The organism is Limnohabitans sp. INBF003 (genome assembly GCF_055396645.1).
The window spans coordinates 2444480-2456458 of the sequence record NZ_AP029222.1; the positions used below are offsets into that span (position 1 = coordinate 2444480).

10 protein-coding genes are annotated in these 11979 nt (G+C 60.0%); 2 read left to right on the forward strand and 8 right to left on the reverse strand.

Annotated features, from left to right (window positions below):
- The first annotated feature begins 20 nt into the window (after positions 1-20).
- Complete coding sequence (locus ACZ5VE_RS11165; protein WP_464455237.1) at positions 21-1061, forward strand: CDP-6-deoxy-delta-3,4-glucoseen reductase; 1041 nt, start codon at positions 21-23, stop codon at positions 1059-1061.
- A gap of 379 nt (positions 1062-1440) precedes the next feature.
- Here ACZ5VE_RS11165 and ACZ5VE_RS11170 read toward each other — a convergent pair whose 3' ends face one another.
- Positions 1441-2505, reverse strand: a complete 1065-nt coding sequence (locus ACZ5VE_RS11170; RefSeq protein ID WP_464457420.1) for an IS110 family RNA-guided transposase — start codon at positions 2503-2505, stop codon at positions 1441-1443.
- A 244-nt stretch (positions 2506-2749) separates the two neighbouring features.
- Between ACZ5VE_RS11170 and ACZ5VE_RS11175 the strand changes: the two genes are divergently transcribed.
- Positions 2750-3715: a Bug family tripartite tricarboxylate transporter substrate binding protein gene (locus ACZ5VE_RS11175; RefSeq protein WP_464455238.1), complete on the forward strand. Its 966-nt coding sequence runs from the start codon at positions 2750-2752 to the stop codon at positions 3713-3715.
- 87 nt (positions 3716-3802) lie between these two features.
- Here the strand turns inward: ACZ5VE_RS11175 and ACZ5VE_RS11180 are convergent, their stop codons facing one another.
- From ACZ5VE_RS11180 to ACZ5VE_RS11210, 7 genes are all read right to left on the reverse strand, one after another.
- On the reverse strand, positions 3803-4519 hold the full coding sequence (locus ACZ5VE_RS11180; RefSeq protein ID WP_464455239.1) for an ABC transporter ATP-binding protein: 717 nt from the start codon (positions 4517-4519) through the stop codon (positions 3803-3805).
- 1 nt (position 4520) lies between these two features.
- Entirely contained in the window at positions 4521-5306 is a 786-nt protein-coding gene (locus tag ACZ5VE_RS11185) for an ABC transporter ATP-binding protein (protein ID WP_233253773.1), read from the reverse strand.
- An 11-nt stretch (positions 5307-5317) separates the two neighbouring features.
- Entirely contained in the window at positions 5318-6394 is a 1077-nt protein-coding gene (locus ACZ5VE_RS11190) for a branched-chain amino acid ABC transporter permease (RefSeq protein WP_464455240.1), read from the reverse strand.
- An 11-nt stretch (positions 6395-6405) separates the two neighbouring features.
- Positions 6406-7335: a branched-chain amino acid ABC transporter permease gene (locus ACZ5VE_RS11195; RefSeq protein WP_464455241.1), complete on the reverse strand. Its 930-nt coding sequence runs from the start codon at positions 7333-7335 to the stop codon at positions 6406-6408.
- Positions 7336-7522: 187 nt separating this feature from the next.
- On the reverse strand, positions 7523-8818 hold the full coding sequence (locus ACZ5VE_RS11200; RefSeq protein ID WP_464455242.1) for a replication-associated recombination protein A: 1296 nt from the start codon (positions 8816-8818) through the stop codon (positions 7523-7525).
- Entirely contained in the window at positions 8815-9456 is a 642-nt protein-coding gene (lolA, locus tag ACZ5VE_RS11205; RefSeq protein ID WP_464457488.1) for an outer membrane lipoprotein periplasmic chaperone LolA, read from the reverse strand. Before lolA ends, ACZ5VE_RS11200 begins: the two co-directional genes overlap by 4 nt.
- 35 nt (positions 9457-9491) lie before the next feature.
- A complete protein-coding gene (locus tag ACZ5VE_RS11210; RefSeq protein WP_464455243.1) occupies positions 9492-11891 on the reverse strand; it encodes a DNA translocase FtsK in 2400 nt (799 codons plus the stop codon).
- Between the last annotated feature and the right edge of the window lie 88 nt (positions 11892-11979).

Here is an 11979-nt window from a genome sequence, read left to right on the forward strand (position 1 = left end):
CCCTCAAGGATACCCAAAAGATGAGCTTTCAAATTTCCGTGCAGCCCAGCGGCCGCAGCTTCACCGCCGACGACAACGAAACCCTGCTGACCGCGGGCATCCGCCAGGGCATCGGCCTGCCCTATGGCTGCAAGGACGGCGCTTGCGGTTCGTGCAAGTGCAAAAAAATCTCGGGCACCGTGGTGCACGGCCCGCACCAGGCCAAAGCCTTGAGCGACGAGGAAGAAGCCCAGGGCCTGATCCTGACCTGCTGCGCCACCGCCCAAAGCGACGTGGTGCTCGAATCCAAACAAGTGACGGCCGAAGGCGGCCTGCCCGTCAAGAAGATGCCGGTGCGCGTGGTCAGCCTGGCGAAAAAGTCACACGATGTGATTGAACTCAAACTGCAACTGCCCGCCAACGACGTGATGAAGTTCCACGCCGGTCAGTACATCGAATTTTTGCTGCGCGATGGCTCACGCCGCAGCTACAGCATGGCCAACGCCCCACATACCCTGGAAGTGGCACCGCCCACGGTGGAGCTGCACATCCGCCACATGCCCGGTGGCAAGTTCACCGATGTGGTGTTCACGACGATGAAGGAAAAAGACATCCTGCGTGCCGAAGGCCCATATGGCAGCTTTTACCTGCGTGAAGACACCGACAAGCCCATCGTGCTGTTGGCCTCGGGCACCGGCTTTGCGCCCATCAAGGCGCTGATCGAGCACATGCAGCACCGTGGCATCACCCGCCCGGCTACTTTGTATTGGGGTGGCCGCCGCCCGGCCGACCTGTACATGGCCGACTGGGTTGAAGCCCGCCTGGCCGAGATGCCCAACTTGCGCTACGTGCCTGTGGTCTCGAACGCCGAAGCCGAAGACCAGTGGACCGGTCGCACCGGCTTTGTGCACCAGGCCGTGCTGCAAGACTTCCCCGATCTGTCGGGCCACCAGGTCTATGCCTGCGGCGCGCCCATCGTGGTGGACTCGGCCAAGCGCGACTACGTGGCACAGGGCGGCCTGCCAGAAGAAGAGTTTTATGCCGACTCGTTCACGTCCGAGGCGGACAAAGCCAAGGCCTGATCGACAGCTTGGGGCAACCCCAAAAAATTGATCGTGGGAGGCTGCCCCTGCAGCCGAATGACCGCACCCGCCACAGCAGGCATCGCGAGCAGGGGCTCGCTTATATGGATGCCTCCCGGTTGACAAGCACCTTTGCATGATTTCTGTAAAGAAGTCGGCTGCATCCTTATATTCGGCCTTGTTTCGAACATTCGTCCGTGGCCCTCATGGATATCCGCTGGCAAGCGCCTTAATCTCCCACCCGGACTTTTCTCGTCCCGCGAGCCTCTCAGGTTTGGCCTGCCCCGGTCTGACCTGTTTCACATGATCTTGCTTTGCTGCCCGTCAGCCTTTCAAGGCTGTATCGCTTTGTTTGCTTCGATTTTTAGGCTTCAGGTTCTCAGCTCTGCGCCATCGCACTCTCCTGTTCAGCCTGCTTTTGCTCTGGCCTGCTGCTTTGATGCCCCCCTTGGTACGCCTGTCCTTTGGCCGTCACCGCCCAAATGATCCGCGCCGTCTTGGCCGCCTGCGCCACGATCACCACGTTCTTGTGCCTGCGCTCTAGCAATTCGCTTTGCCACGCACTGGGTGTCTTGCCTCGGCACACCAGCGAACGCGCCCCGTGCACCAGCAGCGTGCGCAGGTAACTGTCTCCCCGTTTGCTGATGCCCAGCAGTCGCACCTTGCCTCCCGTGCCCTCTTGCCTTGGCACCAACCCCAGCCAGGCGCAAAACTCCCGCCCCGACTTGAACTGGCTGGCCTGGCCCATCGTGGCAATGGCCGCCGTCGCGGTCAGCAACCCCACCCCGGGGATACTTACCAACCGCTGCATTTGCTCGTCTGCAGCCAGTTGTTGCTTCAGGCGGATTTCCGTGGCCGCAATGGCCTCGCTGCAGCAGCGGATGCGCTGGACTTGCTCGCTCAGGCTGTCTCGCACCGCTTGGGGCAGCACATCGTGCAACTTGTCCAGCGCCTGCTGCACCTCCCCCAGCAACGCATCACGTCTCTTGGGAAACACCGCCCCGAACTCGTAGAGCATGCCCCGCAGCGCGTTGAGCTCCATCGTGCGCATCTTCACCAGCAACTGGCGCTGGCGGTGCAGCACCAGCGTGGCTTGCTGTTCGGTGGTCTTGACGGCCACAAAGCGCATGCCCGATTGCTGCGCCGCCAGCCAGATCGCCCGGGCGTCCGTCACATCGGTCTTGTTGCCCAGCACAAAGGGGCGCACCGCTTTGGCGTGCACTAGCCTGACTTGGTGCCCCATTTGCTGGAGCTTGCGCCCCCAGTGGTGGGCCCCGCCGCATGCCTCCATGGCCACCACACAGGGCTGGCGGTTGCTGAAGAACGCCAGCACCTTGTCGCGCGACAGACGCTTGTCCTGCAGTTCGCCCGTGTGCATGTCCACCGTGTGCAGCTGGAACACGCTTTTGGCGATGTCCATGCCCACGACTTGGAGTCCACCCATCCAGCCAATGACTTGGCCTGCGTACATACCTGTATTACGATTCATGTCGGATCCTCTGCGGTGTTAGTGAAGACTCTGGTCTATCACGATTTGGGCACTTTGATGCCGTATCCGCCAGAGGGTCCACCCCATCTGGTTGCCGTCATCTGCCCCAATCCACTGCCCCTTCCCGAAGGAGGGAGGCATCCATACCATCTCCCACAAGATGCCTCTGTACTGCCCCTCATTTTGCAAGGAGCCTGAAATGACTTTGATCACCCGACGCCAATTTGCTGCCGCGTCACTCGCACTCAGTGCCCCGGCATGGGCGCAAGGCAAGCCTATCCGCATCATCGTGCCTTATGCCCCGGGCGGTCCGATCGACGTCACAGCACGGGCATTGGCCGAGCGCGTGAAAGACAGCTTGGGCACGGTGATCATTGAAAACCGTCCCGGCGCAGGTGGCAACCTGGGTGCCGACCTGGTGGCCAAAGCGGCCCCAGATGGCCTGACGATTGGCATTGCGGCCACGGCCACGCACGCCATCAACCCCTGGCTGTTCGCCAAGATGCCCTACGACGCCAGCCGCGACTTTGCGCCCATCACGCAAATGCTGCGCGTGCCCAATGTGCTGGTGATGAACGCCGAGACCGCGCAACGCCTGAAGATCAACACCTTGGCTGATTTGGTGGCTTACGCCAAAGCCAACCCCGCCAAACTGAACTTTGGCTCGGGTGGCAACGGCAGTGCGGGCCACTTGGCCGGAGAGATGTTCAAACGCGCAGCGGGCATTTATGCCGTGCACATCCCCTACAGCGGCGGCAACCCGGCGCAGCTGGCTTTGTTGTCGGGCCAAGTCGATTTCAACTTCGACAATCTGGCCACGGCTGCGGCCAACATCAAGGCGGGCAAACTCAAAGCCCTGGCCGTGACCACCTCGCAACGCAGCAGCACCCTGCCTGACATCCCGGCCATGCGCGAAACCTTGAAGGATTTCGAGATCGACACTTGGTGGGGCTTGGTGGCACCCGCCGCCACACCGCACGATGTGGTGGAGAAACTGAACAAGGCCTTTGTGGCGGCGCTGCAATCCCCCGAAACCAAAACACGCTTCGCCCAACTGCTGGCCGAGCCTGTGGGCAACACGCCCGAACAGTTTGGCGCCTTCATGAAGAAAGAGCTGACGCGCTATGAAAGCGTGGTCAAGGCCAGCGGCGCACGGGTGGACTGAAGAAGGCCCGCTCGGGCTTCAAACAAAAAAACAGCCCGGCATGCCGGGCTGTTTTTTTGAGTTGCTGCAATCACAAAAAGTGAATGATCACTCGCCCAAGTAGGCTGCACGCACCTTGGGGTCTTCCAGCATGTCCTTGCCCACACCGGTCATGGTGATGAGGCCGGAGTCCATCACATAGCCGCGATCGGCAATGGCCAAAGCACGGCTGGCGTTTTGCTCCACCAGCAAGACTGTGACGCCCTGGGCATACACATCGCGCACCACCTCGAAGATCTTGTCGACCATGATGGGCGACAAGCCCATGGAAGGCTCATCCAGCAGCAAGACCTTGGGGCGGCTCATCAGGGCGCGGCCCATGGCCAGCATCTGCTGCTCGCCGCCGGACATGGTGCCTGCCAACTGGTCTTTGCGTTCACGCAAACGCGGGAAGATGGTGAACATCTTCTCGATGTCGTCGGCAATACCCGCAGCGTCCGAGCGGATGTAAGCGCCCATTTGCAGGTTTTCGGTGATGGTCATGCGGGTGAACACGCCACGGCCTTCCGGCACCATGGCCAGGCCTTGCTTGACCAAGTCCCAAGGGCCTTGGCCCTTGATGCTTTGGCCCAGATACTCGATGTCGCCAGCCTGCAAAGGCAACGTGCCGGTGATGGCTTTCATGGTGGTGGTTTTGCCCGCGCCGTTGGAGCCGATCAAAGAGACCAGCTCGCCTTCGCGCACTTCCAGGCTCACGCCCTTGACTGCCTGAATGCCGCCGTAGCCGACTTGCAGGTCTTTGACTTTCAAAAGAACATTGGCCATCTCAGTGCCCTCCCGTGCCCAGATAGGCTTCAATCACTTTTTCATTCTTCTGCACATCGGCAGGCGTGCCTTCGGCAATTTGTTTGCCGTAGTCGAGCACCGTGACGCGGTCACACAGGCCCATGACCAGCTTCACATCGTGCTCGATCAGCAAGATGGTGCGGTTGTCCTTGCGGATCTGGTCGATCAACTCGCGCAGCTGCACTTTTTCGGTGGCGTTCATGCCAGCCGCTGGCTCGTCCAACGCGATCAATTGCGGGTCGGTAGCCAAAGCACGGGCAATCTCCAGGCGACGTTGATCACCATAAGACAAGGTGCGGGCCTTGTAGTCGGCGTATTTGCCAATGCCCACATAGTCGAGCAGCTCTTGCGCACGCTGGGCAATGGCAGCCTCTTCGGCTTTGAAGCTGGGCGTGCGGAAAATCGCGCCCAGCAAGCCCGAATGGGTGCGCACATGGCGGCCCACCATCACGTTTTCGAGCGCCGTCATTTCGGCGAACAAACGGATGTTCTGGAAAGTGCGGGCAATGCCGGCCTTGGCCACTTCGTGCACGGCCGTTGGCTGGTAAGGCTTGCCTGCCAGCTCGAAAGTGCCGCTGTCGGGCGTGTACAGGCCGGTGATCACGTTGAAGAACGTGGTCTTGCCTGCGCCGTTGGGGCCGATCAGGCCATAGACCTGACCGCGTTGAATGGTCATGCCCACATCGGTGAGCGCCTGCAGGCCGCCAAATCGCTTGGAAATGCCAGAGACGTTGAGGACGGTGTCTTTGTTGGCTGTTGGATTCATGTTCTGCTCCTTCATTTCGTCTTGAGCGATTTGCCATGCTCAGGCGAAGGCCACAGCCCCCGAGGACGCATCAACATGATCACGATCATGGCCAAAGCCACCAGCAACTGGCGCATGATGGACGCGTCCAGACGGCCACCCGTCATCTCTTGCAGCGGTCCGGCCACATAGCGCAGCACCTCGGGCAAGGCCGACAACAAAATGGCGCCCAAAATCACACCCGGCAAATAACCCAGGCCGCCCAACACCACCATGGCGACGATCATCACCGACTCCATCAAACTGAAGGACTCGGGCGAGATGAAGCCCTGGAAACCGGCAAACATGGCTCCGGACACACCACCGAAAGTGGCACCCATGCCAAAAGCCAAAAGCTTGAGGTTGCGGGTGTTCAGGCCCATGGCCTTGGCGGCGATTTCGTCTTCACGAATGGCCATCCAGGCACGGCCGATGCGGGACACCTCCAAGCGGTGCGAGATCAAAATGGTCACCAGCACCAGGCTCAGGAACAGGTAGTAGTAAAGCGAAACCGAGGCGATTTCAAAGTCACCAATCATCAATTTTTTGCCCAGATTCAGGCCAAAAATAGAGATTGGATCGATCTGGTCCAAGCCTTTGGGGCCGTTGGTGATGTTGACGGGGTGGTCCAGGTTGTTCATGAACACGCGGATGATCTCGCCAAAGCCCAAAGTCACGATGGCCAGGTAGTCACCGCGCAGCTTGAGCGTGGGCGCGCCCAGCAACATGCCAAACAGGCCCGCCAAACCCGCGCCCACAGGCACGATGAGCCAGATCGGCATGTGCATACCGGCTGGAAATGCGGCAGCGATCCACTCGAAAGTGTTGGTCAGGTGGGGCGATGACAGCAGGCCATACATGTAGGCCCCCACCGCAAAGAAGGCCACATAACCAAGGTCCAGCAAACCGGCATAGCCCACCACGATGTTCAGGCCAATGGCCAGAAGGATGTAGAGCAAGGCCATGTCGGCGATGCGCACCCAGGCGTTGCCAAAGTTCTGGAGAACTAAGGGCAAGGCCATCAGCACCAAGCCCGTCAAAAGGAATTGAAGTGTTTTGTTGTTTTTCATGTTCGCCTCCATCAAGCGCGGTCAGCCACGCGTTCACCCATCAGGCCCGAGGGGCGCAGGGTCAACACAATGATCAACACAATGAATGCAAAAATGTCGGTGTAGTGGCTGCCCAAAACACCGCCCGTGAGGTGGCCGATGTAGCCCGAGCCAATGGCTTCGATCAGGCCCAGCAAAATGCCGCCAATCACCGCACCAGACAGGTTCCCAATACCGCCAAACACGGCTGCCGTGAAGGCCTTCAGGCCGGGCAAGAAGCCCATGGCGTGTTGCGCCGTGCCGTAGTTGGACGCGTACATGACGCCTGCGATGGCCGCCAAAATGGCACCAATCACGAAAGTAGCCGAAATGACCATATCGGGCTTGACGCCCATCAGGCCCGCCACACGCGGATTCTCGGCCGTGGCGCGCATGGCGCGGCCCAGACGGGTGTAATTGACCAGCCACATCAGCACAGCCAAGGAGACAGCCGTCACACCCAAAATCATGATCTGCGTCGGCGTGATCACCACGCCCCCCATGTTGATCGGGGTGCTCGACAGCAATGTGGGGTAAGCCTTGTAGTTGGGCTTCCAGATGATCATGGCCAGCGTCTGCAGCAAGATGCTCATGCCAATCGCCGTGATCAGGGGGGCCAGCTTGGGGCTGTTGCGCAGCGGCCGGTAAGCGATTTTCTCGATCGAGAAGTTCAAGGCCACGGCCACCACACAGGCGATCAGCGTCGCCAGAATCAGGATGACCCAACCGGGTGCGCCCGGCATGGCTTCTTGCATCATGCCGATGGCGGTCCAGCTCGTCAGAGCCCCCACCATCAGCACTTCACCGTGCGCAAAATTGATCAAGTTGATGATGCCGTACACCATGGTGTAGCCCAAGGCCACCAAGGCGTACATGCTGCCCATGACCAGGCCGTTGATGACCTGCTGGAAGAAGACGTCCATATTTTTCTCCGTGTTTTGACCCGCGCTTAGCGGGTCTTAGCTTCGGTTGTTATTCTCAAATCAAGCATCACTTTTTGGGTGAACCCTGACAACTAGCAAAAACCCCGCCAGATCTGCTCAGCATCTGGCGGGGTGGCGGGATTGTAGTGAAAGAAAGTATCCAGTCAGTATTCAATTTGCTCAGGACTTACCCTGTGGCTGAATTTCTCTTTCTCAGTTCTTCCAATTTGTCCGCAATTTTGATTTCCAAACCCCTACGAACCGGCCTGTAAAAACCAGGCTCCGCCATGCCATCGGGCAAATAGCGCTCGCCCGCCGCAAAGCCCCCCTCCTCGTCGTGGGCATAGCGGTAGCCCTTGCCGTAGTCCAGGTCCTTCATCAGCTTGGTGGGAGCATTGCGCAAGTGCATGGGCACCGGCCGGGTGCCGTCTTTTTTGACAAACGCCTTGGCCTCGTTGAATGCTTTGTAGGCCGCATTGGATTTGGGGGCCATGGCCAGATAAATCACGCACTGCGCCAAAGTCAACTCACCCTCCGGGCTGCCCAGACGTTCGTACACGTCGGCGGCATCCAAGGCCATGCGCAGCGCGCGCGGATCGGCCAGACCAATGTCTTCACTGGCCATGCGAATCAATCTGCGCGCCATGTAGCGCGGGTCTGCACCACCATCGAGCATGCGAACGAACCAATACAGTGCAGCGTCGGGGTCAGAGCCCCGCACAGACTTGTGCAAGGCACTGATGGTGTCGTAGAACTGCTCCCCGCCTTTGTCATAGCGGCGCATGCGTTCACCCAGCACCCGCATCAGCCAGGCGTCTGTGACCGGGTCAATGGCCTCTTGTTTGGCCGCCATGGCCAAGGTTTCCAGCGTGTTGAGCAAGCGCCGGGCATCGCCATCGGCATAGGCCAACAAGCGGGCCAGCGCCTCGGGCTCGAGGTCGGGAATGGCCTTGATGGCCTGCGCCCGCACGACAATGCGCTGCAAGTCGTCCTCTGACAAAGGCTGCAACACGTAGACCGCCGCCCGCGAGAGCAAGGCCGAGTTCACCTCGAAAGACGGGTTTTCCGTGGTGGCCCCAATGAAGGTGAACAAGCCACTTTCCACATGCGGCAAGAAAGCGTCTTGCTGGCTTTTGTTGAAGCGGTGCACCTCGTCCACAAACATGATGGTGCGCTGCGGGTGCAGACCGGTGCGGGCCGCCTCGGCCTTTTCAACCGCTTCACGGATGTCCTTGACGCCACCCAACACCGCGCTGATGCTCAAGAATTGCGCATCAAAGGCATCGGCCATCAAGCGGGCAATGGTGGTTTTGCCCACCCCCGGCGGGCCCCACAAAATGCAGCTGTGCGGCTGGCCCGACTCGAAGGCCAAGCGCAGCGCCATGCCTTCGCCCAGCAAGTGTTGCTGACCGATCACCTCACCCAAGTGCCGGGGACGCAGGCGCTCGGCCAAAGGGGCATGGGGCGACAGCGGCTGGGTCATGGACGGATCACGTCCACCCCGGGCGGCGCGCGAAAAACAAAAGCCTGAGCGGCCAAAACAGGGTTGAGCTCAAAAGCAGTGAAGGTCAGCACAGAGCGTTGGCCCAAACTGTCCTGCACATCCATCACGGCCAGTTCGAGGCCTTTTTCAGCCGCACGCAAACCGACCATGACGGTGCGGATCTGGCCTTCAGCGGCTTTGGGTGTGGCGCTGACCCATTGCAAGCCATCACGCTCGGGCTCGGCTTTGAACACGAAATCGGCTTTCAAGGCCTCCAGGTCAGATGCAGCGGTCAGCAAGGCGGCAGGGGTGGAACCCAGCACCTGCGCCTGCTTGCGTGCTGTGACCTGGTTCAGGTCCACATCGTGCAGCCACAGGGTTTGACCATCGGCCACCAAAGTTTGCACAAAGGGTTTGCGGTAGTCGAAGCGGAATTTACCCGGCCGCTGGAACTCAAAACTCCCACTCGATGTCTTGACGCGAGGCGGCTGACCGGCTTTGGAAGGCGATGTGACCACTTGGCTGAATTGCGCCCGTCCGCTGCGGGCTTGTTTCATGAACTGGGTCAATGAATCCAAACCATCGGCCAGCGCAGGCATGGCCACACACAGCCCTGCAGCCAAAAACCCCACCACCATCTGCCTACGGGCACGGTCCGAACGGTTCATGTTCATCACTCGGCCCGGGCGGGCACCAAAATTTCACGCTGACCGCTGCCGCTCATGCTGCTGACCAGTCCGGCTTTTTCCATGTCTTCCACCAAACGGGCTGCACGGTTGTAGCCAATCTTGAGATGGCGCTGCACCAGCGAAATGCTGGCCTTGCGGTTCTTCAAAACCACCTCGACGGCCTGGTCGTACATCGGGTCTTTTTCGGCGTTGTCGCCCTCGCCCAGCATGCCGCCGTCGTCGTCCACCGTGCCGCCTTCGAGCACGCCTTCGATGTAATCGGGCTCGCCCTGACTCTTGAGGTAGCTGACCACGCGGTGCACTTCTTCGTCACTCACAAAAGCGCCATGCACCCGGATCGGAAAGCCCGTGCCACTGGCCATGTACAACATGTCGCCCATGCCCAACAAGGCCTCAGCGCCCATTTGGTCCAGGATGGTTCGGCTGTCAATTTTGGAGCCCACAGAAAAGGCGATGCGGGTCGGGATGTTGGCCTTGATCAAACCCGTGATCACATCCACGCTGGGGCGCTGGGTGGCCAAAATCAGGTGGATACCGGCGGCGCGGGCCTTCTGGGCCAAACGCGCAATCAACTCTTCGATCTTCTTGCCCACCACCATCATCAGGTCGGCCAGCTCGTCGATCACCACCACGATGTGCGGCAAGCGCTTGAGCGGTTCCGGATCGTCCGGCGTCAGGCTGAAGGGGTTGTAGATGAACTCTTCGCGGGCCGTGGCCTCGTCGATCTTGACGTTGTAACCGGCCAGGTTCCGCACGCCCATCTTGCTCATCAGCTTGTAGCGTTTTTCCATCTCGGCCACACACCAGTTCAGGCCGTGGGCGGCCTGGCGCATGTCGGTGACCACCGGAGCGAGCAAATGCGGAATGCCCTCGTAAACCGACATCTCCAGCATCTTGGGGTCGATCATCAAGAGGCGCACATCGCGCGCTTCGGCCTTGTACAGCAACGACAAAATCATCGCATTGATACCGACCGACTTGCCTGAACCGGTGGTACCGGCCACCAGCACGTGGGGCATCTTGGCCAAATCGGCCACCACCGGGTTGCCGATGATGTCCTTGCCCAAACCCATGGTCAGCATGGACTTGGCTTCGTTGTAGACCTGCGAGCCCAAAATTTCGCTGAGCTTGATCGACTGGCGCTTGGCGTTGGGCAACTCCAGCGCCATGAAGTTTTTACCGGGAATGGTCTCGATCACCCGGATGGACACCAGGCTGAGCGAGCGCGCCAGGTCTTTGGCCAGGTTCACCACCTGCGAGCCTTTGACACCGGTGGCCGGTTCGATCTCGTAACGCGTGATCACTGGGCCAGGGGCCGCAGCCACCACGCGCACCTCGACACCGAAATCCTTGAGCTTTTTCTCGATCAGGCGGCTGGTCATCTCCAGCGTTTCGTGCGACACCGTCTCCTGGCGCGAAGTGATGGCATCGAGCAAGTCAACCTGAGGCAGCTTGCTGTCGGGCAATTCATTAAAAAGTGGTTTTTGCTTTTCCTTGACCACCCGATCGCTGCGCGGCACATCGATCACCGCAGGCTCAATGACCATGGGCACCGGTGGGGGCGCGGGAACAGGCACGGGTTCCAGATCCAATTGCCCCTCGGGCGCCGTCAAATGATCGATGTCCCACTGTGGCTCGATGGCCTGCATGGGCGCAGACTGCTCACGTTCACGCAAAGCCTGCTGGCCCAAAGCCAGGTCTTCCTGAATTTCACGCTTGACATGGCGCGACTGAATCAAGGCATCCATGCGCGCACCGACCTGCTCAGCCAACTGCCCCCAAGAAAAGCGAAAGACCATCGCGACACCGGCCACAACCAGCGCAATGCCCATCAGTGCTGCACCGGTAAAGCCTAACCAGCGGACGCTGGTTGTGCCCACCAAATAGCCGACCACACCGCCACTGTGCCCCGGCAGATGGGACTCCAGCCTGTAAAGACGCGCCCACTCCATGCTGGCACTGGCCGCGACCAGCACCAGCAAACCGATCCAGAAAGTCCAACGGCTGCGTCGCCAATGAGCGGGCAAAGCCTGCATGTCTTCGCCCGATGGGCCACGCATCCAGCGGGCCAAGCCAACCAACCAGGCACGACCAGCAGCCGCCAAGCACCACCAAGCCGAATAGCCCAAGCCAAAATACGCCAGATCAGCCAACCAGGCCCCTGCTCGCCCCACCCAATTGCGCACAACCGGGCCACTGCCGGAAGTGGACCAAGCGGGATCAGAAGGTTGGTAGCTCAAAAAAGCCAGCAGACACAGCAAAAGCGAAACGCCCCCCAGCAACAGGACGATTTCTTGCGCAAACCGCGACCAAAAAGTCTGGGGCGCTTCAACCTCCGGGGCTCGGGCCGTGGGGTTGGTCAATGTGTGCAGTGAATAGGTCATAAATTAAGCCTCAAGCTTACCCGATCAGGCTGCCCATCGGCGGCACGAGAGCCCTTCGGAAACCCTCTCGGCGCGCTGCCTTTGGTGG